The organism is Algoriphagus oliviformis (assembly GCF_017254915.1).
Taxonomy (GTDB): domain Bacteria; phylum Bacteroidota; class Bacteroidia; order Cytophagales; family Cyclobacteriaceae; genus Algoriphagus; species Algoriphagus oliviformis.
This window is the reverse complement of the sequence record NZ_JAFKCT010000004.1, coordinates 1-26,185: the sequence shown is the minus strand read 5'-3', so window position 1 is coordinate 26,185 and position 26,185 is coordinate 1. Positions and strand designations below refer to the sequence as shown.

The window sequence follows — 26,185 nt, the reverse complement described above, 5'->3', positions numbered from 1 at the left end:
AATGCGCCCTGTTTTCCTCATTGCTGTACTGCTTTTCTTCTTTTTCCGCTCGGAAGCCCAGACCTATTCCATCATCGATGGAAAGGCCATCAAGCTGTACCAAGAGGGGGAAGAGCTGACGCTGTCTAGGCAATACAATGAGGCGATGGGCAAGTACAAGGCAGCTATCGCAAGGGAAGCGTCTTTTTTGGAAGCGTATGTGAAGGCCGCGCAGCTGTACATCACCATGGGGCAGCTGGACAATGCCGAAAAAACCGCCAATGCGGGCAAGGCAAGGCTGTCGGGAAAAAACGCCAGCGCAAAAAACGTGGCGGAGTTTGGGTGGGTGCTCACGAATATCTACTGGCAAAAGGGAGAGTTTCAAAAGGCCTACGATGAATTTGCCAAGGTAGATCCCATCCTCGACCCGGCTTTCAAAAACCACCTTTACTATAAGGAGATGCAGACGCGGATGAATTTCCTGCAGACGCAGCTGGGCAGCACCCAGGCTATAGAGAAGCAGCGGCTCAGGTCTCCGCTGAACGAGTTTAACCTCCAGTATTTTCCCGTGCTGACCGCGGATGGGGAGCAGATTCTCTTTACTAAGCGGGATGGGACGGGGAACTTTGACAAGGAAGACATCTACACTTCCTATGTGGATGGGGAGGATGGCTGGACGCCCCCGCAAAGCCTCGCCGAGACGATCAATTCCCCCTACAACGAAGGCACCTGCTCGGTCACCGCCGACGGCAAGATCCTCATCTACACGTCCTGCGACGCGCCCGATTCCCAGGGCAGCTGCGACCTCTACGTCGCCTACAAGGTCAATGGACACTGGCAACGGCCGACCAACATGGGCACCAAGGTCAACTCGCGGTCATGGGATTCCCAACCCTCCCTCTCTGCCGACGGCCGGATTCTGTTCTTTTCCTCCAATCGCCGGGGAGGCTTTGGGGGCAATGACATTTGGTACAGCGTGCGCCAAAATGACGGCAGCTGGGCGGAAGCAAAAAATCTGGGTGCCACGGTCAATACGCCCAAGGACGAGATTTCCCCCTTCATGTTTTTCAACAACGAGATCCTTTTTTTCGCCTCCGACGGACATCTGGGCTTTGGGGGGATGGATATTTTTCTTTCCCGGGTGAAAAATGGGGAGTTTCAAAAGCCTGAAAACCTAGGCCTTCCGATCAATGACCAGCTGGAGCAGGTGGCGCTCTTCATCACGGCCAAAAAGGACTATGCCTACTATACCGAGTTGACCTCGGAGGAGGACCAAAATGACCGCTCGCTCTTGTATAGGTTTAAGTTTCCGGAGGAGATCTACCTGGGCGAAAACCTGACGGTGACCGAGGGCAAGGTATTCAACGCAAAGACCGGGCAGCCCGTGGACGCAACGCTGTCGCTCGTGTCCCTGACCAACGACAGTACGCTGTACCAGTTTCAGGCGGATGGCAAGACGGGTGACTTCACGATGCTCTATCCCGAAAATGCCGTGTCGGGGCTCTATGTGGAAAAGAAAGGCTTCCTGCCCAAGATCTACAATGTGGAGCGGGACAAGATCCAAAACGTGAAAGACCTGAAGGTGGAGCTTACACCTGTCGCCGCTGGGGAGGAGTTTGTCTTCGAAAACGTCTTCTTCGAGTTTGACAAATACGATCTCAAGCCAGAATCGAAGACCTCCCTCCGTCGCCTCCAGAAATTTCTTTTGGAAAACCCCAATGTCAACATCCTGATCACCGGCCACACCGACAACGTCGGCAGCGTGGCCTACAACCAGACGCTCAGCCTTCAGCGTGCCAAGAGCGTGCAGTCTTTTTTGATGGCGGCAGGGCTCCATCCGGGAAGAGTCATGGTGGAGGGCAAAGGCGACAAGGAGCCGATGGTGCCCAACTCCAACCCCAAAAACCAGGCGCTGAATCGCCGGATCACGATCAAGATTCTTTAGGCGATTTTATCTGCAGTGGCAGCGCTTTGGGGACCGCTGTCTACTGTCCGTTTTTTCTATTGCGAAAGAGGAAGCGTCCCGATCAAACCAACTGGATAAAGAAAGGTTTGTCTATGTTTATCGACATATTATTTTCATTCAGTACTACGTAGCGACTTCAAGTAAGAAGAAAATTTTGGTTTTTATGTTTTTGGCTTACCGTTCATGTAGTTTTTTCGGTACAGGCCGAATTTTTTCGAAAATTAACTTTTGTTAACATTTCCTTTACAGAATAATCAACTGTGAAATCAGTGGATAAAATTGTTTTCAGAATTATGTTCTGAAAACATGGATTGATGGATTCATTTTATTTGCCTCTTCCTTCAAACTTTTGTACATTCTTAGCGGTATTTATTACTATATCGAGTAGAGTACTAGTTCTATTATTTAACCAAAACCAATCAATATGAGGAAAGTTTTACTTCTAGGACTCATGCTGTTTTTCGTAGGCGTTTCTGCGTTTGCGCAAAGCCGTGTGATTACCGGTACCGTGACCTCGGTAGAGGACAACTTGGGTGTACCGGGAGCGACAGTTCTGGTGAAGGGAACGACGATCGGGACAGCCACCGACATCGATGGCAAGTATTCGATCAATGTCCCCGCCGGAAGCAATGTTCTCGTCTTCAGTTTTGTGGGCTTAGCTTCCCGCGAGGTGACGATCGGGAACCAGACGACGATCAATGTGGCCATGGAGCCGGATGTGCAGTCTCTGTCTGAATTTGTAATCACCTCCTACGGGGATCAGTCCAAGCGGGAGATGACCGGGGCGGTGTCGTCCGTTCGAGGGGAGGTCTTTCAGGATCTGCCCGTGCAGTCTTTTGACCGGGCGATGCAGGGTAGGATAGCCGGTGTACAAGTCACTTCTTCCACTGGCCAGCCTGGTGGGGCGCTCAACGTACGCGTGAGGGGCGTGGGCTCCGTCAATGCCAGCAACGAGCCTCTCTACATCGTCGATGGGGTGCAGATCGCCATCGGTGGCGTGGGGTCACAGAGTTTGGCGGGACAAGGTTCCCAAAACGCCCTCGCCTCTATCAACCCCAATGACATCGAGTCAATCGAGGTGCTGAAGGATGCTGCTTCCGCGGCGATCTATGGTGCCCAGGCTGCCAACGGGGTGGTGCTGATCACTACCAAAAGAGGTAAAAAAGGCAAGACCAACGTTCGCCTGTCCGTGCAGGAAGGTATCGTGAAGCCCTTGAACCTCTATGACGTCATGGATGCCACCCAGCTGGCTACCATCAAGCGTGACGCCTACATCAACGCCGGTCTCAATCCGGCCAATGCAGCGGCTACCTATGGAGATCCTGAGGATCCCAATCTGGAAAGTTACAATTGGGTAGATGAGCTCTATCGGGATGCGAGAGTGAGTGTATATGACCTGTCCATCTCCGGTGGGGACGACAGGACGACCTTTTTCCTCTCCGGATCCTATACCGATCAGGAAGCCCAAATCATCCAGTCAGACTACCAAAGAGCTACCGGACGTCTGAACTTGACCCACAAGCCCAACCAGAAGTTTACCGTGTCGGCGGCATTGTCCCTGGCTTACCAGAATACCAACGGTACCATCGACCGAGGCAACTTTGTGAACGGGCCGTTTGTGGCAGGCTACTCAGCGCGTCCCAATGTACCGATCTACAACGAGGACGGGACCTTTGCCGCTTATCCTTCCAATCACCTGTTTGGGTACAACATCGTGCAGGGTGTGTATGAGGAACTGCGAAACGCCAAGACCGTGCAGTCCGTTTCCAACCTGTCGCTTACCTATCAGTTTGTGCCTTGGTTGAGCTGGACTTCCTATTTTGGGTTGGACTTCTCTGATATCCAGGAGATCAACAACAGGCCTTCGACTATCCCTGTGTTCTCCTCTTATGGAGGCGCTTCGGTTTTCACCGGAAGAAGAAATACCAACTTCAACACCAACCATAACTTCAATTTCAACAGGAAATTCAACGAAGTGCATACCGTATCCGGTGTCTTGGGCTTTGAATACAAAGTCGGCAACGGAGACACCCAATCTGCCACGGGTAGAGGATTCCCCAATCCAACCCTGATCTACCTGCAAAACGCGGCGACTCCCTTTGCGGTCAACTCCAACTACACCGAGTACAAGCGGGCGGGATTTTTTGGCCAGGCCAAATATGACTACGACGATCGCTACACCGCTGACGTGACGCTGAGAAGAGACGGATCTTCCCGTTTTGGTTCGGAAAACAAGTGGGGAACCTTTGGCGCCTTGTCGGTGGGATGGAGACTTTCCTCCGAAAGCTTCCTGCAGGATGTGAGCTGGCTGGACAACCTCCGCGTGCGGGCGTCCTACGGGATCACCGGTAACTCCGACATCGCCAACTTTGCCTCCAGAACCTTGGTCGGCTCTAGTGGCCAGTACCTCGGAAACGGTGGCTTGACGATCTCTCAGCTCGGAAATGACCTCCTGACCTGGGAAGAGGCCCACTCCATGAACGTGGGTGTGGACGGAACCATGTTTAATGGCCGAATCATCGCCACGGTGGATTTTTGGAGAAAAGACTCCAAGTCCCTGCTGTTTGATACGCCGCTGCCTGTGGATTCCGGTTTTGGCACCATCACCCGAAATACAGGGGAAGTGCGAAACCAAGGGATAGACATTGACCTGCAGACTACCAACGTGGTATCCGGCAAGTTCCAATGGTCTACCGCCTTCAATATCACCTTTCTGGAAAACGAGCTGCTTTCCCTTTACGACGGCTTGGACAGAATCGGCAATGACCTTATCGTCGGCAGACCCATCGATTTCTTCTACACCAATGAGTATCTGGGTGTGAACCCGGCAAATGGGTTGGCCATGTACTCTGACAACGCTGGTAGCTACACCTACGTGGTGGGCGAGTCCACGCTGGACTACAGAGGCAGCGCCCTTCCCAGCAGCTACGGAGGATTTACCAACACCTTCAGCTACGGACCTTTGACCTTGGAAGTGTTTTTCCAAGGCCAGTTTGGCAACCTCGTGACCAACTCGGATATCTATAACCTGGGCGCTTGGGGATCTGGTCCCGACAACCAGTTTGTGAGCCAAGGCGACTACTGGAAGCAGCCCGGCGATATCACCACGGTCGGCAAGCCCTATGAAGGCGGCCAGGCTCCGGGGACATCCAACATCGGAACCTTCTCTACCAGACTGCTGAGCGACGGTGGCTACGTGCGCCTGAAGCAGGTGACCCTCAAGTACACCCTTGCCGGTGAGCTCGCCAGCAGAATTGGCATGAGCAACGCCAGCGTGTTTGTCCAAGGGATGAACCTGGCCACGTTCACCAACTATAATGGAATCGACCCGGAAGTCAACTCCGTAGGTACGTCCACTTATGGATCGTATCCAAACGGAAAGCAAATCACCGCCGGGATCAATCTTAACTTCTAACAGAAATAGGGAATGAAAAATATATTAAAGACACTTATTCTGGGAGGCGCCTTGTTGTTGGGATCCTGCGATAGCATGCTGGAGACCGAGCCAAGACAAAGTTTGACCCCCGAGACGGCCTTTACGGATGTGAAGAGCTTTGAGTCCTTGCTGTTTTCCATTTACGGCCGGGTGAGAAGCTTCAACTACTATGGCCAGACTATGCTGATCGCCCCCGAGATCATGGCGGATAACCTGCGGATCATCGCCAACACTGGTAGATACATCGGCCAGGAAGCCAACGCCGATCGGCAGCACATCAACCTGTGGAGCTACTCCACCACGGGACTGTTCACCGCGATCAACGAGGCCAATATCCTCCTGACCGAGATCGACAAGGTGGAAGGGGACGAGGCGCTGCGCACCAAATTGAAAGGTGAAGCCTCTTTCCTGCGGGCTTTGTTTTACTTCGACCTGGCCCGAGTCTATGGCTACGAGCCTGGACAGGAGGTCAGTGGCTGGAATGCCGCGGTGATCCTGCGTACCACCCCTACTTTGGGGCTTTCCAATGCGGACTTCCGCTCCAGAAGCACCAACCGGGAAGTATATGACCAGATCGAGGCGGATTTGAATGTGGCTATTTCCAGCTTGGCTGTACAGTCCATGGGAACTGCCGGGATCTACCGGGCCTCCAAAGGCGCCGCCGAACTGCTGCTGTCCCGAGTATATCTCTACGAGGGCAAAAATGCGGAAGCAGTCACCATGGCCACCCAGGCGATGGGAACTCTTGGCCTGAGCAACACCGGTACCGGGCTGGTCTCCGCAGCGGGTTATGAAGCAGCCTTCAATACCTTCCCAAATCCCGAGTCGGTATTTGAGATGGAAATCAGGTCGGTGGACTGGTCCACAGTGGATGGGGTAAACAACTCCATGTGCTCCCTGACCGCCAACGTGTACACCGGGGCTCAGTTTATCGTGACTGCCACGGACGAGCTTCTGGCTGCCTATGATGCCGGAGATGTGAGAAAGACCATGTGGGCCGAAACTACCCGAAGTGGAGCCGACGGCGTGGTTTACCGATCCAAAAAATGGCTGGGGGCAAAGGGAGACTTCCTGGAAAACCTGCCAATCCTCCGTGCATCAGAGCTCTACCTCATCCGTGCGGAAGCAAGGCAAAAAACCGGGAACGACTCCGGTGCGCTTGCGGACCTGAACGCCCTGAGAAGCAAGAGGGGAGTGGCGCCGCTGGCGGGACTGTCCGGCAATTCACTCTTCCAAGCCATCTTGAAGGAGAGAAGAACCGAGTTTGCATTGGAAGGACACAGATGGTTTGACCTGAAGCGCAACGGATTGACGATCTCCAAGGCGGGGTCTTTTGAGCCGGTTCCTTACGCTGATTACCGCATTTTGGCGCCTCTTCCTCAGGACGAAATCACCCTCAACGAGCTACTGGAAAACAATCCTGGTTACAACTAAAAATCGGAAAATCATGAAATTGAACAAGATATATATATTCCTTGCGACGATCTTGGCCTCCCTGTCTCTGACGGGATGCTTTGACGACCAGGGAGATGATACCCTTCTACAGGGGACCTTTGTCGAGTTTGAAGACGGCAGACTGCCCAATGGACGCACGGCTTCCTTTGTCCGCTTGTCGGCTAATCAGACGGATGTCGTGGAGCTTCAGATCAACCGTGTGTCGACCAACAGTTCCTCGCCGATCACGGTGGAGGTCTCCGTGGATCCGACTTCTACGGCCGTCAGGGGAGTGCACTACGAGTTTAGCGGCGCTTCTGTTACCATCCCCGCCGGCGAATTTACCGGGATGGTTCCGGTGACGGTTCTTACCGGAAACATCGACCCCTCTGAGACTCCGGATTTGGTCTTGAAGATGACTACGGCGAGTGGCGCCGAGGTTTCGACGAATTATGGAGACCTTTTGTTGGCGATTCGGGTGATCTGCTCTTCCGAGTTGGCAGGAACCTACAAGGTCTTTTGGGAATATTTGCAGCTGGGAGATGGAGAAGGCGGAGCCGATCAGTCTACGACCAACTTTGTGATATCCGCTGCTGACCAAGTGGTGTTGAGCAATGCCGGTACCGGCGTCTATCAGGTCAATGACATCTCTTTTGGGCTGTACCCTGGTCTCTATGACGACACAGCGCCCATAGGCAAGATCTCCGATGCCTGCGGTGAGATCACCGGCGACCCCGCCAACGCGGACCGGTATCAGGATCCGTTTACCATCAACGGTATGATAAACCAAGACGGAACTATATCCATCACCTGGTCCAATACTTGGGGCGATGCAGGCGATGTGGTTTTGACCAAGCAATAAACGGTTTCCTATAGATCGAAAAGAGGGTCATCTTGGCCCTCTTTTTTCTTTTGCTCAAGTCTGAGCTAAGGGCGCCGGGTTTTCGATGGCTGGATCATTTTGTGGGAAAAAGCATCTGTTGGCCGATCAGGGATAGCGGAGGCCGTCTTGGCCAAAACCGAGCTTAGCGGGCTAATAGGAGGGCTTGGAAATAGGATATAGGCAAACTTTAATTACTTTGTACTAGTTTAAAATCTGAAGATGAACGTGTTGCTATGAGAAAAAATCTACTGGTTCTATTGAGTTCTTTTTTTTGGATGGCTACGGCAGCCGCACAGGAAACCCAGTCTTCGCTGGAGCGTCTGGATGAGGCGAGGGGAAAAGTGGCGGCGCAGTTTGAGGAGGGGTATAGGCATTTGATTTTGTCGAAAAACGAGATTTTGCTCAAGGCTGCCGCCAAAAATATCCCCGTGAGAATCCCCCTTTCGGACGGGAACACGGCGGAGCTTTTATACTTTGACCTGCTCGATCAGCCGGTATATTACCAAGTGATGAACGTCAATGCCGCCAAGACTACCGGGACTAGCGCCCTACAGCCTGGCGGAGAACTAGGGCTCAGCCTGACCGGAAAGGGAATGGTGGTCGGGATATACGACCAGACCCGACCCAAGATAGACCATGTGGAATACCGGAATCGACTGACCCAAGTGGACGGCTCTACGGAGACGATTTCCAGCCACGCCACTCACGTCACGGGTACGATCCTGGCTACCGGCGTCAGTGCCAATGCCAAGGGCATGGCCTCGGAGGCAACTGGCTGGGCATTCAACTGGGAGTCTGACCTGGACAAGATGAACAACAATGCCTACGATCCGGCGAGCAAGCCCGGAGGGCATTTGGTGTCCAACCATTCCTACGGGGTGGTTTTGGGCTGGTACCGAAACTCCAGCAATGCCTGGGCTTGGGCTGGCAACACCAGCGTCAACGCCAACGAGGACTATCGATTTGGCTTTTATTCTTCCAAAAGCAAGGGCATCGATGACCTGCTGTATTCCAAGCCTTACTACACCGTAGTCTGGGCGGCGGGCAATGACCGTACCGATAGCGGGGATGGTACGCGCCCGCCGGATGGTCCGGACGACACGCTTGGCCCCGAGGGGGTCGCCAAAAATGCGATTACCGTGGGGGCAGTGTCCAATGTGGCTACCTACACCCAGCCATCCGACGTCAAAATGAGTGACTTCTCCAACTGGGGGCCAACGGACGATGGGCGGATCAAGCCCGACCTGGTGGGGATGGGCGTGAGCGTGTACAGCTCTTCCGTCACCAACAACGGCGCTACCGACGCCTATGCCAGCCTCAGCGGGACATCCATGGCCTCTCCCAATGTGGCAGGGTCCCTGCTTTTGTTGCAGCAGCTCTTTGCGCAGCGCAATGCAAACAAGTACATGTGGTCCTCTACCGTAAAGGGCCTGGCTGTCCACACTGCAAAAGAAGCCGGGCCAGCCCCTGGGCCGGACTATATGTTTGGCTGGGGCTTGTTGGATGCCAAGGCCTCCGCGGATATGATTTTGAACGAAGACGGCAACAGCCGAGTGATCCGTGAGCTGGTGCTAAACCAAGGCGCTACCTACGAACACCAGATCATCTCTGACGGGATCACACCTATCCGCGCGACCATCGCCTGGACCGATCCCTCCGGTACCCCCACCGGTGCCGTGCTCGATCCCACCAACTTGATGCTGGTCAATGATCTGGATATCCGCTTGGTGGATGAGGACGGGGTTACCTATTTTCCATGGACGCTCGATCCCTCTCTTGGTGCCGGAGCAAGGGCCGTGCAGACGGGGGACAACTTCCGGGACAACGTGGAGCAGGTCCTCATTTCCTCGCCCAAGCCGAAGAAATACACGCTGAAAGTGAGCCATAAGCGGGAGTTGAAGTCCGGCGTGCAGCCCTTCTCGCTTTTGTTCTCTGCCGGAGTGCTGGATGGCGCTGAGGAGACCCTCTACTGGATAGGTGGAGCTTCGGGCAGCTGGAGCGAAGGAAGCAACTGGTCCCTGACCTCCAATGGGGTAGCCGCTGGGAAAATACCCGGAGAAAATACCCGGGTGGTGTTTGATGGAGCTGCGGGGCAAAACAAAACCGTTCTGCTGACTGCCGCTTCAAGGGTGTTTAGCGTGAATGTGTTTGGCAACCAAGTGCTAAACCTTGACCTTAACTCCAACATGCTGTTTATCTCCAACGGGCTTCGGGTCAGCAATCAGATTACCGAAATCAAGAACGGTAAGATCGTTTTGGACAGCGAAAGTGCCAATGAAATGCTGGTGGAGCTAGGCCAGACATTGTTTGAAAATACGACGCTGAGCTTCGTTGCGGGAAACTGGAGGATGATCTCCGCCACCGCGGTGGACGAGCTCGAAGTTGAGTCAGCGAGGCTGACGGTAGATATGGCCGAGCTCAAGGCCAGCGAAATCCAAATCTATCCCAACGGCGTGCTGAATGGAAACGTGACTTCCTTGCTTTTCTCGGAGCAGCTCTCCGTCACAGCCAGCGGCCAGATCAAGTCCGGTCTTTCGGCGCAGTTTTCTGGGACAAACGGGGTTTTCCTGAATGCCTCGTCGGTACCGATCAATACGCTGGGAGTCGGTGGGGGGACGCTGGTGCTGAACAGCGACGGTCTGGACAACCTCAACATCGCGAATGGAAAAGCCGTCGTGAATGTCGATGCCCTTGACGTGAATGTGTTGGGTCTAGGCGCCGGAGCGACCTTGGAATTTGGCAAGACCGCCGTGCTTTCGGTGAAAGACAACATGCTTTCCACGGCCACACAGGCTTCCAAAGCCCTGATCACTTCTACTGCGGCGGGCAGCTCGATCCTGTACGATATCTACCGCAAGCTTTGCTTGGAGCACGTTAACGTTAGCAATGTGAACAAGACGGGAGAGGGGATCATCAATCTGGGGACTGGCGCTTCGGTGCAAAATGCCACCGGCTGGCTGACCCAAAACTGTGCGGATGTGCTGTTTGCCAAGTTTGAGGCTTCCTACACCTGTGTGGGGGCCGCGGTCACCTTTGACAACCAAAGCGAGGGATCGGCGACCACTTACCTCTGGGAGTTTGGGCAGGGATCTACCTCTTCGCTCAAAAATCCGATCTTCACCTATACCTCCGCCGGTACCTACTTGGTCAAGTTGACGATTTCCAACAGCCAAGGGGCTACCGATTTTGAGCAGCAAATCACCGTGGGGGCCAATTCTCTCGCCAAGCCGCTGATCGTGATCAACGGCAGCCAGCTGACTTCCCAGCAACCAGGCACTTCTTACCAATGGTACCTCAACGGCCAGCCCATCGCCGGAGCCACGCAGCGCAGCTACGTCGCCAGCGCCGATGGATCGTATCAGGTGGCCATTTTTGACGCTACCTGCAACAGCCTCTCGGATCCCGTGGTCATTTCGGCCATTCCAGAACCAGAGCTGAGCCGTTTCGGCATCTTTGTAGGCCCCGTTCCATCCTATGACCGGGTCAGCGTCCAGTTTGTCAATGAGTATCGCGGCAAGGTGACCCTCACACTTGTGGATTTGGCAGGAAGGGTATATGAGTCCAGAGTCTTTGGCAAAAATGCCGATGAGCTGATCGAAGCGCTTGCCCTGCCCGCAGCTTCTGGGATGTATTTGCTGAAAATAGAGACGAGCACCATGACTTTCCACAAGAAACTGATCAAGTACTAGTGATGAAAAAGCTGTTGATCTTCGTCTGCCTGCTGGCCTCGCAAGGGGCTTATGCGCAGATCTCTAATTTGGATTTCAACGGGGTGCCGGCCCGCTTGACGCCCTATACCGGCGTGGACGGCTCCCCTTACCTTTTCCCGGATTGGGGCACCGCATCCGTTGCGACTACCAACGGGGGGGTGAAAGAGGGGGTGTCCTACCGTTTTGATATCCATACCAATGAGCTGGAAGTGGTGAATGAGGCTGGCAACAACATCATCTTGGACAAGGATTACCTGGACTACGTGGTCTTGGAGCGCCCGGCAAGCCAGCTCGCCCAGGGCACCACTCCGGGCTTGCTGCCCAAACTGCTTTTCAAAAAAGGGTTTGAGTTCATTTCCGGTGTGGAGGCCACGGATCTGATCAATGTGTTGGCGGAGGGAGAAAGCTACAGCCTCGTGCGCAAGTTTTACTCCGATCTGGTGACGCCGCCAAAAAACAGCTATGCGCCCGCCTCGGGGAAGATGTTTGTCTTCGAAGAGACCTTTTACCTCATCAATTCAGACCGCTCGGTCACCTCCGTCAAGACCAGGGCGAATGCACTGATCAAGGCTTTGGATGCTGCGGATCAGGACCGGGCCAAGCAGCTGATCAAGGAAAGGAAGCTTGACCTGGGAAGGGAGGACCATTTGGTGGAGTTTTTCGCGGAGCTGAACAAACCCTAAACTCGCCATCGGCAGCAGAGGCAGCAGTGTCGAATTTTGGATTTCTTATCCGTGTACTTTTGCCTAACTTTGCGGCAATTATCAAGAACGATGATCCATATCTCCCGAAAAGAACATTTCAACGCAGCCCACAAACTCTGGAATCCCAACTGGTCCGACGAGCGGAATTTTGAGGTGTTCGGTCCCTGCGCCAATGTCAACTGGCATGGACACAATTTTGAACTGATCGTCACCGTGAAGGGGCTTCCCGATCCCGACACGGGCTTTGTCGTGGACCTGAAGCAGCTCAGCACGCTGATCCGAAGGCTGGTCATCGACAAGGTCGACCACAAAAACCTGAACGTGGACGTGGACTTCATGCAGGGCAAGTTGGCCAGCTGTGAGATCCTCGTCATGGAATTTTGGAAAATCCTCGAGCCCGCCATCAAAGAAATCACCAAATACGGAGGCCTGTACAAACTCACCCTCTACGAGACCCCGAGAAACTTCGTGGAGTACTTTGGAGAGTGATTCTTAGTTTTTCCACCACAGAGTTCACGGAGTTTTCAGAGAGCTTTTTAAATTTAAAAATGATTGGATCTGAACTGACCGAGAAAATTATTGGTGAAGCGATTTTTGTTCACCGCAACCTAGGTCCCGGTCTTTTGGAGAGTACGTACGAGACCTGTCTTTTTCATAGGCTTATAAAGGCGGGTTTGTCTGTGGAAAAGGAGAAACCAATGCCCGTTTTTTTTGACGGAGTCCGTCTGGATTGCGGCTACAGGTTGGACTTGGTGGTGGAGGATAGTGTTGTGTTGGAGTTGAAGAGTGTCAAAAAGCTTAGGGAAATCCATCTGGCCCAGATGATTACCTACTTGAAGCTTGGCGGATACCAAACGGGACTGCTTATGAATTTCAATGTACTGCGTCTGGTTGATGGCATCAAACGTGTAAAGGTCTAGTCCTCTTTTTCTCTGTGATCTCTGTGGTTAAAAATAAAATCTACATCATCTCCGGCGAGCGATCCGGTGATCTACACGCATCTAATCTTGTCCTTTCTCTCAAGGCCCAAAACGCCAATCTCCAGTTTCGTGGCATGGGCGGAAGCTATTCCCGGGAAGCGGGAGTGGAGCTCGCAGTGGACTATTCCGAGGTGGCGCTGATGGGTTTTTTGGAGGTGGTTTTGGGCTTTCGCAAAGTGCTGAAATACCTCAAGCTGGTCAAAAACGACCTGATGGCTTTTCACCCAGATGCTCTGATCCTGGTGGACTACGGCGGCTTCAATATGAAGATCGCGGCCTTTGCCAAGGAAAACGGCATCCCCGTCCACTACTACATCCCGCCGAAAGTCTGGGCTTGGAACCAGAAGCGCGCGCTCAAACTCAAGGCGACTACCGACCGGATTTATTCCATTTTGCCTTTCGAGCCGGAGTTTTTCGAGAAATTCGGGATGAACGTCCACTATGTCGGCAATCCTCTTCTGGACGAAATCAGGAAGTTTACCCCGCACGATTTCTTTTTTCAGAAAAACGAGCTGAGCTATCAGCCCATCATCGCCCTGCTGCCGGGAAGCAGAAAGCAGGAAATCCTCAGCATGCTGGACAAAATGGTCAGCCTGTTCAAGGAATTTCCCAACGCACAGTTTGTGGTGGCGGGAGTGGACAGCCTGCCGGAGTCCGTCTACGAGCCGGCAAGAAAGGCTGGGATCAAATTGGTCTTTAACCAAACCTATGACCTGCTGTCCCATGCCACGGCGGCGGTGGTCACTTCGGGTACGGCGACTTTGGAGACGGCGCTGTTTCGCGTTCCGCAGATAGTGGTCTACCGCACCTCGGCCGTGTCCTATATGATTGCAAAAAATCTGATTCGCGTGCCCTACATTTCTCTGGTAAATCTGATCGCAGGCAGGGAGGTGGTCAAGGAATTGATCCAGGATGATTTTTCGGTGGAAAAGATCAAAGCGGAGCTGATGCAGCTCTTTTCCAACGTGGTCTATAAGGGTGAAATGCTCCAAGGCTATGACCTCATCCGCGAAAAAATCGGCGAGACAAGCGCCTCCGATACGGCTGCAGGGCTGATATGGGAGTCTTTGAAGGAGTAAGGCGCACGGGTGGCAACGGAGTCTGTTTTTAGTTTTCTTCGATCTCCGGCCTTCCAGCTAAAAAACAAAACCCCGCCTCATCGAAGCGGGGTTTGTCGTGTTAGGCGACTTGCAGTCGCTTGAACTTTGACTTGTCAAACTTGGATCTGGCATATCCCTCGTCTATGGTGAGTTCCTTGATGGAATCATCCGAAGGAAGATCATACATGGCATCCGTGATGATGGCCTCGCAGATCGAGCGAAGACCACGCGCGCCGAGGTTGTACTCTACCGCTTTGTCCACGATGAAGTCCAGCGCGCTTTCGTCAAACTTCAGCGCTACGCCTTCCATTCCCAAAAGCTTGGTGTATTGCTTTACCAGTGCGTTTTTGGGCTCGGTGAGGATTCGCTTCAAAGCATCTTTGTGCAAAGGATCCAAATGGGTCAGTACCGGGAGTCGACCGATCAGCTCAGGGATCAAGCCGAAAGCCTTCAAGTCCTGGGCAGTCACGTACTGCAGCAGGTTTTCGCGATCTGCCTGAGGCGTGTTGCTGGTCTTGCTGAAGCCCATGGGCTGCGTGTTCATGCGCTTGCCGATATGGCGGGCAATCCCATCAAAGGCACCTCCGCAGATAAACAGGATGTTTTCCGTGTTTACCGCTATCATTTTCTGGTCTGGGTGCTTGCGTCCGCCCTGAGGTGGGACGTTGACGACCGTTCCTTCCAGGAGTTTCAGCATGGCCTGTTGCACGCCTTCCCCGCTGACGTCACGGGTGATGGAGGGGTTGTCTGACTTGCGGGCGATCTTGTCTATCTCGTCGATGTACACGATGCCGCGTTCGGCGGCTTCCACGTTGTAGTCGGCGGATTGCAGCAGTCGGGTCAGGATGCTCTCCACATCCTCGCCCACGTAGCCCGCTTCGGTGAGTACCGTCGCATCAGCGATGCAGAAGGGGACTTCCAAGATCTTCGCTAGGGTCTTTGCCAGGTAGGTTTTGCCCGTACCGGTGTCGCCCACCATAATGATATTGGACTTTTCGATCTTGATATCGTCGTGGTCGTCCTTTTGCTGCAGCCGCTTGTAGTGGTTGTACACCGCCACGGTCAGTACTTTTTTTGCTTCTTCCTGGCCAATGACATACTGGTCCAGGTAAGAAGTCAGCTCCTTCGGCTTCTTTAGTTTAAACTTTGGTTTGGCACCTGTCTTCTTGGTTTTTTCTTCTTCGCCAAGGATCATATGCGCCTGGTCGATGCAGAAATTGCAGATATGGGCTGAAATGCCCGATACCATCAGATCTACATCTTTTTTGTTTCTGCCGCAGAAGGAGCAGGTAACTTGAGCCATGCTTATGCTTTTTTAACTAATACTTCGTCGATCAGGCCGTATTCCTTGGCCTCAAGGGCTCTCAACCAATAGTCGCGGTCGGAGTCTCGTTCAATTTCTTCGTAGGTTTTGCCGGTGTGGTTAGCCAAAATCTGATACAGCTCCTCTCTCATGGAAAGGATGAGTTTCAAAGAGATTTCCATATCCCTGGACTGACCCTGCATGCCTCCGGAAGGCTGGTGGATCATCACTCGGGAATGCTGCAGCGCAGACCGCTTGTTTTTGGCACCGCCAGCCAGCAATACCGCACCCATGGATGCCGCGATGCCGGTACAGATCGTAGCCACATCCGGGCCGATGTACTGCATGGTGTCGTAGATGCCCAGACCTGCCGTCACCGAGCCCCCGGGGCTGTTGACATAGAGGAGGACGTCCTTTTTCGCATCCACCGACTCGAGGAAAAGGAGCTGCGCCACGATGATGTTGGCGATGTGGTCATCGATGCCCGTGCCCAGGAAAATGATGCGGTCCATGATCAACCTGGAAAACACATCAATCTCGCGGAAATTCTGTGGTCTTTCCTCAATCACCGAGCGGGTCATGTTTTCGATGTGCTGGGTGTATTGGTCAAAAGCCGTTCCGCTGACGCCCTGATTATGGATGGCGTATTTTCTGAATTCTTCTTTGTTAATCATTTTCGAGTTTGTTGTGGTAACAAAAATAAAAAAGTCCTTTACAAAAGGACTTTTCAATATAAACTCTAAATCGAATTACTTCTCTAAAAGTTCCTTGAATTCGTCGATGGAGATCGCCTTTTCGGTGAGGTCGATTTTCTCCTGGACGAGCGCAAGCACCTTTTCATTTTGCACCGAGGTCAGCATGTTCATGTAGTTCTGGCCTTCGTTGCCTTTGAGGTAGTTGTCCACAAACATGTCCATGCTGGCTTCCAACTGGGAACCAAGGCCTGAGGAGGCAAACTGCTCGCGGATCATTTCCTTGGTTTTCTCGATCACATCTTCATGTTCAGCCTGGATGCCGTTTGCTTTGGCGATCTCGTTGGAGATCAGGGACCAGGTCAGTTGCTTGGCGTAGATCGGGTACTCGTTTTCCACGTCGGCTTCAGTTACCTTTCCTTCGTTTGCCTTCAGCAACCATTCCTTGAGGAAGGTGTCCGGAAGGTCAAGCTTGGCTTTTTCCACCAAGACTTTCTTCAGCTCCTCTTCGGTGAAGACTTTGGATTCGCGGCTATAGCTCTCCTGAAGGGTCTCTTTCACTTTAGCGGTGAATTCCTCCTCGGATTTCACGGTTTCAGGACCGAAAATTTTATCAAAGAACTCTTGGTTGAGCTCAGCATCTTCGGTTCTGTTGATGTTTTTCACTTCGAAAGTAAAGGCTGCGGGAATCTCGGCGACCTCTTCGTCGGTCAAGCCAAATGCTTCAGACCACTCATCCTTCTTCACTTCTTTGGCTGCGAATTCTACAGTTGCATCTTTGCTGACGCCGACAAACTTCGCGGCCAGCTTTTTGGAAAGCTTGGAAGTAGGGAGGGAAAGCGTCTTGGTGAATTCGCCTTCGGTGGCTTTGAGGTCACCATAGATGTTGTCGCCGGCCTCGCTTACTTCAGGATTGGTGCTGTTGCCGTATTGGGACTTCAGGTTGTCGATGGTCTCTGCTACCAGTTTGTCGTCCACCGCGATGGCGTATTTGGTTCCTTTTACGGTGCTGTCCAGCGCGACGTCCACGCCGTCCACAAATCCGATTTTGTATTCGAAGTCAAATTCCTTCTGGGTTTTCCAGTCGATGGAGTTGTCTTCTTTTTCCACTGGGAGAGGCTCGCCGAGGATTTTGAAAGTCTGTTCTTTCAGGTAGCCGTTGAGCGACTCGCCAAGGATAGCGTTGATTTCATCTACCAGGATAGAGACACCATACATGCTTTTTACCATGGAGATTGGCGCTTTGCCGGGACGGAAGCCTTTGATGGCCGCCTTTTTGGCGTAGTCCTTGAGTTTGGCATCAACCTTTGGTTGATAATCTGCTTCGTTTAGCGTAATTTTAATTGAAGCCTGATTTGCTGAATGCTTGTCTAACGTGATTTCCAAGGTGTATAAAATTAAACAGATGATGAACTAAAAACCCCCAATCTCTTTCCTGTCTGATCTAAAACAGTGGAGTGATTGAGGGCTTGATGCTGTGCGGATAGAGGGACTCGAACCCCCATGCCTCGCGGCGCTAGATCCTAAGTCTAGTGCGTCTACCAATTTCGCCACATCCGCATTGGATTCAATCAGACCGAGATTATTTGATCAATGATCTCCTTTTCCAATTGTGGATGCAAAGGTAAAAACATAATTTACTTTTTCACAAGTGTCAGAAAAAATATTTCCCAAAAACGTGGAATGAAATGATCACAGTCCCAATTTTGAATAAAATTCCACCCTTATGATCCCTGTGGACGTCGAAGAAGAACGAAAGCAAATTCTCAAGCGATATAGAAAAATTCTCAAGCAGGCCAAGCCGATTCTCAAGCAAGGGGACACCAAGCTGATCAAAAAGGCCTTCAACATTTCCCTCGAAGCCCACAAGGATATGAGGAGAAAATCCGGGGAGCCCTACATCTATCATCCCCTGGAAGTGGCTCTGGTCTGTGTGGAAGAGATAGGTCTGGGTACGACCTCGATCATCGCCGCACTGCTCCACGATGTGGTGGAGGACACCGACTTGGAGCTGGAGGACATTGAGCGGGAGTTTGGCCACAAAGTCATGACGATCATCGACGGGCTGACCAAGATCTCGGGCGTCTTCGAATATGGGAGTTCCCAGCAGGCGGAAAACTTCCGCAAAATGCTCCTTACCCTCTCGGACGATGTGCGCGTGATCCTGATCAAGCTGGCCGATCGTCTGAACAACATGCGGACGCTGTCGAGCATGCCGCGGCACAAGCAGCTGAAGATCGCCTCCGAGACCATGTACCTCTACGCTCCACTGGCACACCGCCTGGGGCTCTACACGATCAAGTCAGAGCTGGAGGATCTTTACCTTAAATATACCGACACGGACACCTATAAAGAGATCGTCAAGAAGATCGCCGAATCCAAGAGCTACCGGAACAAGTTTATCAAGACATTTGTCCAGCCCATCGAAGAGGAACTGGTGAAGCAGGGTTTTAAGTTCATGGTGAAAGGGAGGCCAAAGTCGGTCTTTTCCATCTATAATAAGATGAAAAAGCAGGGGATTCCTTTTGAGGAGGTTTACGACCTCTTTGCGATCCGGATCATTTTGGAAAGTGAACTGGAAAACGAAAAGGCCGACTGCTGGCAGGTGTACTCCATGGTGACGGATTTTTACCGGCCCAATCCGGACCGCCTGCGTGACTGGATCAGTACGCCGCGGTCCAATGGCTACGAGTCGCTTCACACCACAGTCATGAGCAATACCGGCCAGTGGGTGGAAGTCCAGATCCGGACAGCCAGGATGGATGAGATTGCCGAGCGGGGCTATGCCGCTCACTGGAAATACAAGGACAAGGACAGTACGGGCAAATCGGGCTCTGGACTTGACGACTGGATTGGCCAAGTGCGCGCGATCCTGGAGTCAAACGATGGGAATGCCATCGAGTTTATGGACGATTTCCGGGGTAATCTCTTCCATGACGAGGTGTTTGTCTTTACCCCAAAAGGTGACCTGAAGGTGCTCCCCGTCGGGTCCACGGCCTTGGATTTTGCGTTTGAGATCCACACGGAGATCGGTGCGAAATGCATCGGAGCCAAAGTCAACCAGCGGCTCGTGCCTATCAGCCACAAGTTGAAAAACGGTGACCAGGTCGAGATCCTGACCTCGAGCAAGCAAAAGCCAACCGAGGACTGGCTAAACAACGTCGTCACCTCCCGAGCCAAGGCAAAAATCAAGGATGCGCTGAGGGAAGAAAAGAAATCGGCGATTTTGGACGGGCGGGAGATCGTGCAGCGAAAGCTCAAGGCCATGAAGATGGAGTTTACCTCCGAGCGCGTGGAGCAGCTGCGGGCTTATTTTGAGCTGAAGACGGCCAATGAGTTTTACTATAGAGTGGGAAAGGGCATCATCGACCCTACGTCCATCAAGGCCTTCAAAGACTTCAAGGAAAGCCGCAAAAGCAAAAGCAAGGTCAGCGAGAAGGTAAAGGACGAGTCGTCCTTTACCAAAGAGATCAAAAACCTCAAAGGCGCCGAGCATGACCAGCTGCTGATCGGGGAGGACATGGATGTGGTGGACTACATTTTGGCCAAATGCTGCAACCCTATCCCGGGGGACGATGTCTTTGGCTTTGTCACGATCAACGAAGGCATCAAGATCCACCGGACTTCCTGCCCCAACGCACTGGAGCTGCTTTCCAACCACGGCAACCGGGTGATCAAGGCCAGATGGACCAGCCAGAAGGAGATTGCCTTCCTCGCCGGCCTGAGAATCCTGGGAACCGACCGGGTGGGATTGATCAACGACGTCACCAAAGTCATCTCCAACGAGTTGAAGGTGAACATGCGCTCCATCACCGTGGATTCCGATGCGGGGATATTCGAGGGAGCCATCAAGCTCTACGTCCACAGCACTGAGCATCTGGACCATCTCATCAAAAATCTCCAGCAGGTAAATGGCATCATCAAGGTGACCCGTTTCGACTGAGTGAATCTTTTATGGGAGACAAAAGTTATATTTGAAAAAAAACGCAGAAAATGCCTTTGAATACCGCACATTTCGAAGAGGTCAAAAAGATATTTACCGCATATCTAGAAAACCAGAAGCTCCGAAAAACCCCCGAACGCTATGCGATCCTGGAAGAGATCTACAGCCGTACGGGCCATTTTGATGTAGAGGGCCTCTACATCAGCATGAAAAACAAAAACTACCGCGTCAGCCGCGCGACGGTGTACAACACGCTTGACCTGCTGGTAGAGTGTGATTTGGTGACGAAACACCAGTTTGGCAAGAATCTCGCCCAGTTTGAAAAATCCTACGGCTACAAGCAGCACGACCACATGATCTGTGTGGAGTGCGGCAAGGTGTACGAATTCTGTGATCCGCGTATCCAAAACATCCAAAACACCGTAGGGGAAATATTGAATTTCAAAGTCCTGCACCACTCGCTGATGCTGTACGGGACCTGTAACAACGGCAATTGCCAAAATCCAAAAAAAGAAGAGGAGCATGAAGCTAACCTATAATACCAGCAAAGACGACAAGGCCAATTACCTTTTTATCGAAGGCGACCTGATCGGGGACGAAGTGGGGCCAAAACTGGTAGAGATCGTTTCGGACGCAATTCAAGAGGGTGAAAGGACTTTTGTCATCGACCTGAGCGAAGTCCGCTACATCAGCTCCAGCGGGATAGGACTGCTGATCACCATCCTGACCAAAATGCGGAACGTCGGCGGGGAGGTCTACCTCACCGCGCCCTCGGAGCATGTCAAAAAGCTGCTGATCATCACCAAACTGAACAATATTTTCACGGTGTATGACTCCGTGGATGAGTTCAAGTCCAAACACTGAGACCTTGCGGGCCCCGTCCCAGGATCGACTCTGGACGGGATGTAGAAAAGGAAACCAAGCTGGAAAACCCGCTTGGTTTTGTTTTTTCAGCCGAAATATAAAGTCTTTTTTCCTTGGTTTTCCCTGCCCTTATGGCGACTTTCGCGCTTTAAAAACTCAATAGTAAGCTAAGATCGCGCATCAAATGAAGATGGATGTATTGCTGGGTCTCCAGTGGGGAGATGAAGGAAAAGGAAAAATTGTTGACGTGCTGGCTCCTCAGTATGAGGTAGTTGCCAGATTTCAGGGAGGCCCCAATGCCGGCCACACCCTGGAGTTTGACGGGATCAAGCATGTCCTGCACCAGATACCTTCGGGGATTTTCAGATCCCAGATCCTAAACATAATCGGAAACGGCGTCGTCCTCGACCCGATCATTCTCAAAAAGGAGATCGAGGGCTTGGGCAAGTTTTCCATCGATTATCAAAAAAATCTGGTGGTCTCCAAGAAAGCCACCATCATTATACCAACCCACAAGCTGTTGGATGCCGCCTATGAGCAGTCCAAGGGCGACAAGAAAATCGGCTCCACGCTGAAGGGTATCGGCCCGACTTACCAGGACAAGATCGGACGCTCCGCACTTCGCGTCGGGGATATCCTGAGCCCGGACTTTGCGGAGAAGTATCAGGTGCTGGTAGAAAAGCACAAGACTACGCTTTCTTTCTATGACTTCCCGGTGGACAAGCTGGAAGAAATGGAGACACAGTTTTTCGAGGCGGTGGAGTTTGTCAAAACGCTCAATCTGATCGACAGCGAATATGTGGTCAATGAGGCCCTTTCCTCCGACAAGAGGATTTTGGCTGAAGGGGCGCAGGGCTCTTTGCTGGACGTGGACTTTGGCAGCTATCCTTTTGTGACCAGCAGCACCACCATGACTGCCGGTGCATGCACTGGCCTCGGTGTGGCTCCTTCCAAGATCGGTGAGGTATTTGGCATCTTCAAGGCCTACTGCACCCGAGTGGGGAGCGGTCCTTTCCCTACCGAGCTCTTCGATGAGACCGGGGAAGCGATGAGAAAGGAAGGCAACGAGTTTGGTAGCACCACCGGCCGTCCCCGCAGATGCGGTTGGCTGGATCTCCCTGCCTTGAAATACTCCATCATGATCAACGGCGTGACGCAACTGTTCATGATGAAGGCTGACGTGCTGAATATTTTCGAAGAAATCAAGGTGTGTACCCAATATGAGCTTCCCGACGGGGAAAAGATCGACAAGCTGAGCTTCGAAATCACCGACACAGAAGTGAAGCCGGTGTACCAGACCCTGAAAGGCTGGAACTGCTCCCTGGCCGAGGTTCGGTCATACGAGGAGTTTCCGGTGGAGTTGAAGGACTACGTGGCCTTTTTGGAGGCTGAACTGAAGGTGCCGATCAAGTTGGTCTCTGTCGGTCCGGATCGGGTTCAGACTATTATGAGATAGAAAATCTGTTTGCAGATATACCAAGCTCCTGGAGTTCTCCTCCAGGAGCTTTTGGTTTATAGTGCCATTGTCATTTTATTTAGGATACCAAAATGCTTGGACTTGAAGGCAATCTATAGATTTCTGTTTTTTTTACTTTTTGTGCTATTGGCCAAGCCGGCCAGTGCCCAGGTGGGCTTTCCCTACTGCGAAAGTTTTCAAACTGAAAGTGCTTTTGCTGAAACTCTTTTTGGTGAATCGGTTGACATGACTGGAGGTGTGTTGAGATTGACCGCTAATTTGACTTATCAAAATGGGTATGTGTATATAAATATGCCTTTTCCTTCCAACTACGGAGTCAAGGTTGAATTTGAATATTTTATGTATGGAGGCACGGGGGCAGATGGACTTTCAATTTTTTTGTTCGATGCGGATGTGGACAATTTCGCACCGGGCGGATTTGGGGGGTCTTTAGGATATGCTCCGCGCAACGAACAGCCTGGATTGACCGGCGCATACCTGGGGTTGGGTTTCGATGCTTTTGGCAATTATAGCAACACCACCGAGGGAAAGTCGGGAGGCTTTTTGCAGGGCTCCACGGACTTGTTTCCCAATAGCATTACGCTGAGAAAAGGAGGGGCGGGGCTCACGGGCTACGATTACGTGATCGGTAGGATAACGCATAGCCCGCCGGCCAATGCGCCGGACTTGGCGCTTGACGTCCAGTATCGTTTTCCCCTGAGTTCCGGTGGCCCAGGCACGCAGCGTGTGACCGATCCCAATAGTATAGGCTATCGTAAGGTGTTCCTCGAATTGGAGCCGCATCCTTCGGGTACGGGATACCTTGTGAAGCTCGAGATGGAGGTGACGACGGAGGCGGGCAAGCCCAGGCTGGTTACGATTTTTCCCGGATATGATTTTTCATTTCCCGCTCCCCAAAACCTCAAGATCGGGTTTGCCGCATCCACCGGTGGAGAGACCAATTTCCACGAAATCCGAAATCTCATCGTAGAGGTCTCTGCTGACCAGGCCCTGCACATTCCAGAGGCAACTGACCTCACTGGTTTGGCTTCTTGTGCTGGCCAAGAAAATCCATTTGTCATTCCTGAGGAAGATATTTTACTTCCCAATGAAAACAGCGTGCTGCGATGCCTGCAGTTGTTTGCCTCCGCCGAGGAGATTGAGGCGATGGGGGAGGATGTGTGTCAGCGAGCCAGATGCCTAGAGCAAAACCGCTTGCTGGTGCTGCCGGAGGGGATTTTTGCTGCGGGAGACGAGCAAAACAGTTTTTCCTTTTTTCCCAACGAAGCGTATATGGGCAAGGAAGTGACCATCTACTATACGCTCACCGATAGCTATGGGAAAACTTCCGGCGGCAATTCTATTACCATTAAGATAGAGGAGTCTCCGGAGCCGATAAGTCTGCGGGTGTCCGGCAAAAGCGAGGAGATCGACCAAGTGGATATTTGTGCGGGGGAGTCGGTGACCTTGGAGGGGCTGGGTGGCGAAATCTATGAGCGCTATGAATGGTACCAAGACGGAGTTTTGATAGAGGGAGCGGCCGGGGCTTCCTTTACCACGGGAGAGGGAGGCGAGTATGAAGTGTGGGCTTTTAACAAAAAGAACTGTCCTGCCTCGAGCAACCGCGTCAAGGTGAGTCTTCCTGGATTGCCGGACTCGGACATCGACTCCCCGGTGGTGGGCTGTGTGCCAGGCCAAGTGGTGGATCTGACCGCGGAAATTTCGGGCTACGATGAAGAGCAATACGACTACCGCCTGGTGGGAATGGGGCAGGTGCTGATGAATGAGCAGCTCAAAACGGTGGAAACAGCAGGCAGCTATGAATTGAGCGTCAAGCGAAAGGCCTTGGACTGCTATTCTGATCCCATTTCGGTTGAGATTGTGATTCAGGAACTGGAGCTCGAAGCGGACTTTGACTACGGAGTGAAAGACACCGGGGTAAAAGACGATGTGGACGGAGGGGTTTTTCCCGACGATCCCATCGAGTTTGTAAACCTGGCGGACGAGCGGGCTGTCGCTTGGGAGTGGAGCTTTGGGGATGGGGCGGTATCACAGGAGCAAAGCCCAACCCATGTTTTTGGCAGAAAGGGAGACTTTGAAGTGGAGCTGTTGATCACAGACCAGTATGGCTGTCAGCAAAGCGTCCAAAAGGCCATTTCGATCACGCGGAGCTACCGGCTGATGGTGCCCACGGGCTTTACTCCCACGGAGGCCCAAAACAAAACCTTTCTCCCCAAGCAAAAGGGATTGGTCAGTTTCGAGCTTTTGATTTTCAACACCTGGGGAGAATTGATCTTCCGTACCGACGACATCGATACCGAAGGATGGGATGGGACACTGAAAGGCAAACTTATGGATGCAGGCGTGTATGCCTATCGCGTCAACGGCACGGCGACTGATGGAGAGAAGGTAAAGCAAAGTGGGAAATTCAGACTGATCCGATGAAAATCTTGCTGCTGACCGGTCTGTTCCTTTGCTGCGCTTCTTGGCTTCTGGCCCAGGATATCCAGTATAGTCAATACTATGCCAACCCGATCTATCTGAATCCCGCTTTCACAGGCAGCACGGGTCTGACCCGCGCCGGGGTCAATTTCCGAAACCAATGGCCTGCCATGGATGAAAGCTTCGTCGCCTATACCGCCTATTTTGACCATTATGAGGAAAAGCTCAATTCTGGTTTTGGCCTTATTTTCCAAGGGGCTCAGGAGTCTTTTACCGAGACCAGCCTGAATGAGATCGGCCTGGTGTACTCCTATCGCTTGCAGCTGGGGGAGAAAAGCTACCTGCAAGCCGGGATGCAGGGGAGCCTGGTGGCCAGGGACGCGTTGTTTGACCGCGTGATCCTCGGTACTCAGCTGGACATCGACCGGGGTCAGATACTGGGAGAGCCGGGTGGGTCCTTCGAAGGGGACAGTGAGATTCGTTCCGCAGATGTGCACGCCGGCCTGCTCTATTATGGAGAAAGGGCTTGGTTTGGATTTTCCGTCGCCCATCTGCTGGAGCCTGAGATCAGCTATTTGGCTGACGACTCCAATCAGCTTCCGATGAAGTATTCCCTGCATGGCGGCTACCGAATCGGCTTGGCTCCGGGTGACATCAACGACTATTTCAACAACATTGACCAAGAGCGTTCGCTCACGCTGGGGTTCAACTATAAGAAGCAGGGGGAGTTCTCACAACTGGATCTTGGAGTGGAATTTTACTTCGAGCCTTTGGTATTGGGGCTTTGGTACCGGGGGCTGCCGACCAAGTATTCACTTCCCAACAATGAGGCGTTGGTTTTTTTGCTTGGGGTGAATATCCCCATGGGAATAGACTTGGGGTATAGTTTTGACTATTCTATATCCAAACTGGGTTTTTCTCCGTCAGGTGGAGCGCATGAGGTGTCCTTGAGGTATGTTTTCTCAACCAAGAGTGCAAAAAAGAGGTACTACGCCACGCAGTCATTCTTTAGATATTGATAGTTTTGGGATTATTGAAATAATATTCTGTAGGAACCAGCTTTCTGGACTAGATGTCAGAATGTTTAGTTTGTTTTTACTGAAAAACGCATCAAAACTTTTCCCCGATCATTTCCAGGGAGTTACGTGGAAGTTGTGTTTTTTTTCGTGCGGGGTATTGTTGTGGAGGAAAAAAGGGGGATATTTGCACTCCCAATCGACGCGGACGGCGCGGGGGAAAGTTGAAAAGCGGGAGTGGAACACTGGAGAGCACGGCCTAAGCGGTTGTGGTCCA

General features: G+C 52.3%; 18 protein-coding genes and 1 tRNA gene. 15 read left to right on the top strand and 4 right to left on the bottom strand.

The window, feature by feature from the left end; genetic code table 11:
* Nucleotide 1: 1 nt before the first annotated feature.
* From J0A68_RS10705 to lpxB, 9 genes are all read left to right on the top strand, one after another.
* Nucleotides 2-1,924 carry an OmpA family protein gene (locus tag J0A68_RS10705; protein WP_206578210.1) on the top strand — a complete coding sequence of 641 codons (1,923 nt, stop codon included), beginning with the start codon at nt 2-4 and terminating at the stop codon, nt 1,922-1,924.
* A 445-nt stretch (nt 1,925-2,369) separates the two neighbouring features.
* A complete protein-coding gene (locus J0A68_RS10700) occupies nt 2,370-5,360 on the top strand; it encodes a SusC/RagA family TonB-linked outer membrane protein (protein WP_206578209.1) in 2,991 nt (996 codons plus the stop codon).
* 12 nt (nt 5,361-5,372) lie between these two features.
* Entirely contained in the window at nt 5,373-6,815 is a 1,443-nt protein-coding gene (locus tag J0A68_RS10695) for a RagB/SusD family nutrient uptake outer membrane protein (RefSeq protein WP_206578208.1), read from the top strand.
* A 13-nt stretch (nt 6,816-6,828) separates the two neighbouring features.
* Complete coding sequence (locus J0A68_RS10690) at nt 6,829-7,677, top strand: DUF4843 domain-containing protein (RefSeq protein ID WP_206578207.1); 849 nt, start codon at nt 6,829-6,831, stop codon at nt 7,675-7,677.
* 278 nt (nt 7,678-7,955) lie between these two features.
* Nucleotides 7,956-11,387: a S8 family serine peptidase gene (locus tag J0A68_RS10685; RefSeq protein WP_206578206.1), complete on the top strand. Its 3,432-nt coding sequence runs from the start codon at nt 7,956-7,958 to the stop codon at nt 11,385-11,387.
* Between the two features lie 2 nt (nt 11,388-11,389).
* Nucleotides 11,390-12,091, top strand: coding sequence for a hypothetical protein (locus J0A68_RS10680; protein WP_206578205.1), 702 nt, complete (start codon nt 11,390-11,392; stop codon nt 12,089-12,091).
* Between the two features lie 90 nt (nt 12,092-12,181).
* Entirely contained in the window at nt 12,182-12,601 is a 420-nt protein-coding gene (locus tag J0A68_RS10675) for a 6-pyruvoyl trahydropterin synthase family protein (RefSeq protein ID WP_206578204.1), read from the top strand.
* Nucleotides 12,598-13,032 (top strand): GxxExxY protein, encoded by a 435-nt coding sequence (locus tag J0A68_RS10670; protein ID WP_317195102.1) that lies wholly within the window; start codon nt 12,598-12,600, stop codon nt 13,030-13,032. The genes J0A68_RS10675 and J0A68_RS10670 overlap by 4 nt, the downstream gene beginning before the upstream one ends.
* A gap of 23 nt (nt 13,033-13,055) precedes the next feature.
* Nucleotides 13,056-14,171: a lipid-A-disaccharide synthase gene (lpxB, locus tag J0A68_RS10665; RefSeq protein WP_206578203.1), complete on the top strand. Its 1,116-nt coding sequence runs from the start codon at nt 13,056-13,058 to the stop codon at nt 14,169-14,171.
* 100 nt (nt 14,172-14,271) lie between these two features.
* On the opposite strand, the gene clpX is transcribed toward lpxB, so the two are convergent.
* The 4 genes from clpX to J0A68_RS10645 all read right to left on the bottom strand — a co-directional run bounded on the left by clpX (nt 14,272) and on the right by J0A68_RS10645 (nt 17,747).
* A complete protein-coding gene (clpX, locus tag J0A68_RS10660; RefSeq protein WP_206578202.1) occupies nt 14,272-15,495 on the bottom strand; it encodes an ATP-dependent Clp protease ATP-binding subunit ClpX in 1,224 nt (407 codons plus the stop codon).
* A gap of 2 nt (nt 15,496-15,497) precedes the next feature.
* Nucleotides 15,498-16,169 carry a ClpP family protease gene (locus J0A68_RS10655; protein ID WP_206578201.1) on the bottom strand — a complete coding sequence of 224 codons (672 nt, stop codon included), beginning with the start codon at nt 16,167-16,169 and terminating at the stop codon, nt 15,498-15,500.
* Between the two features lie 75 nt (nt 16,170-16,244).
* Nucleotides 16,245-17,573 carry a trigger factor gene (gene tig / locus J0A68_RS10650; protein ID WP_206578200.1) on the bottom strand — a complete coding sequence of 443 codons (1,329 nt, stop codon included), beginning with the start codon at nt 17,571-17,573 and terminating at the stop codon, nt 16,245-16,247.
* Between the two features lie 92 nt (nt 17,574-17,665).
* A tRNA-Leu gene (locus J0A68_RS10645) sits at nt 17,666-17,747 on the bottom strand.
* Nucleotides 17,748-17,913: 166 nt separating this feature from the next.
* Here J0A68_RS10645 and J0A68_RS10640 point away from each other — a divergent pair.
* The 6 genes from J0A68_RS10640 to J0A68_RS10615 all read left to right on the top strand — a co-directional run bounded on the left by J0A68_RS10640 (nt 17,914) and on the right by J0A68_RS10615 (nt 25,911).
* The gene (locus tag J0A68_RS10640; protein ID WP_206578199.1) at nt 17,914-20,130 is read left to right on the top strand and encodes a RelA/SpoT family protein; all 2,217 of its coding nucleotides are present in this window, start codon (nt 17,914-17,916) and stop codon (nt 20,128-20,130) included.
* Between the two features lie 50 nt (nt 20,131-20,180).
* The gene (locus J0A68_RS10635; protein WP_206578198.1) at nt 20,181-20,669 is read left to right on the top strand and encodes a Fur family transcriptional regulator; all 489 of its coding nucleotides are present in this window, start codon (nt 20,181-20,183) and stop codon (nt 20,667-20,669) included.
* Complete coding sequence (locus J0A68_RS10630; protein ID WP_206578197.1) at nt 20,653-20,994, top strand: STAS domain-containing protein; 342 nt, start codon at nt 20,653-20,655, stop codon at nt 20,992-20,994. The genes J0A68_RS10635 and J0A68_RS10630 overlap by 17 nt, the downstream gene beginning before the upstream one ends.
* 184 nt (nt 20,995-21,178) lie before the next feature.
* Nucleotides 21,179-22,450 (top strand): adenylosuccinate synthase, encoded by a 1,272-nt coding sequence (locus tag J0A68_RS10625; protein WP_206578196.1) that lies wholly within the window; start codon nt 21,179-21,181, stop codon nt 22,448-22,450.
* Between the two features lie 312 nt (nt 22,451-22,762).
* Entirely contained in the window at nt 22,763-24,895 is a 2,133-nt protein-coding gene (locus J0A68_RS10620; RefSeq protein ID WP_438839572.1) for a PKD domain-containing protein, read from the top strand.
* Nucleotides 24,892-25,911, top strand: a complete 1,020-nt coding sequence (locus J0A68_RS10615) for a PorP/SprF family type IX secretion system membrane protein (RefSeq protein ID WP_206578195.1) — start codon at nt 24,892-24,894, stop codon at nt 25,909-25,911. Before J0A68_RS10620 ends, J0A68_RS10615 begins: the two co-directional genes overlap by 4 nt.
* Nucleotides 25,912-26,185: the final 274 nt, after the last annotated feature.

Excerpts from the sequence above, each read along its gene's own strand:
- J0A68_RS10705 (WP_206578210.1), top strand. The coding sequence starts at position 2 with ATGCGCCCTGTTTTCCTCATTGCTGTACTGCTTTTCTTCTTTTTCCGC.
- J0A68_RS10700 (WP_206578209.1), top strand. The coding sequence starts at position 2,370 with ATGAGGAAAGTTTTACTTCTAGGACTCATGCTGTTTTTCGTAGGCGTT.
- J0A68_RS10695 (WP_206578208.1), top strand. The coding sequence starts at position 5,373 with ATGAAAAATATATTAAAGACACTTATTCTGGGAGGCGCCTTGTTGTTG.
- J0A68_RS10690 (WP_206578207.1), top strand. The coding sequence starts at position 6,829 with ATGAAATTGAACAAGATATATATATTCCTTGCGACGATCTTGGCCTCC.
- J0A68_RS10680 (WP_206578205.1), top strand. The coding sequence starts at position 11,390 with ATGAAAAAGCTGTTGATCTTCGTCTGCCTGCTGGCCTCGCAAGGGGCT.
- J0A68_RS10675 (WP_206578204.1), top strand. The coding sequence starts at position 12,182 with ATGATCCATATCTCCCGAAAAGAACATTTCAACGCAGCCCACAAACTC.
- clpX (WP_206578202.1), bottom strand. The coding sequence starts at position 15,495 with ATGGCTCAAGTTACCTGCTCCTTCTGCGGCAGAAACAAAAAAGATGTA.
- J0A68_RS10655 (WP_206578201.1), bottom strand. The coding sequence starts at position 16,169 with ATGATTAACAAAGAAGAATTCAGAAAATACGCCATCCATAATCAGGGC.
- J0A68_RS10640 (WP_206578199.1), top strand. The coding sequence starts at position 17,914 with ATGATCCCTGTGGACGTCGAAGAAGAACGAAAGCAAATTCTCAAGCGA.
- J0A68_RS10635 (WP_206578198.1), top strand. The coding sequence starts at position 20,181 with ATGCCTTTGAATACCGCACATTTCGAAGAGGTCAAAAAGATATTTACC.
- J0A68_RS10630 (WP_206578197.1), top strand. The coding sequence starts at position 20,653 with ATGAAGCTAACCTATAATACCAGCAAAGACGACAAGGCCAATTACCTT.
- J0A68_RS10625 (WP_206578196.1), top strand. The coding sequence starts at position 21,179 with ATGAAGATGGATGTATTGCTGGGTCTCCAGTGGGGAGATGAAGGAAAA.
- J0A68_RS10620 (WP_438839572.1), top strand. The coding sequence starts at position 22,763 with ATGCCTTTTCCTTCCAACTACGGAGTCAAGGTTGAATTTGAATATTTT.
- J0A68_RS10615 (WP_206578195.1), top strand. The coding sequence starts at position 24,892 with ATGAAAATCTTGCTGCTGACCGGTCTGTTCCTTTGCTGCGCTTCTTGG.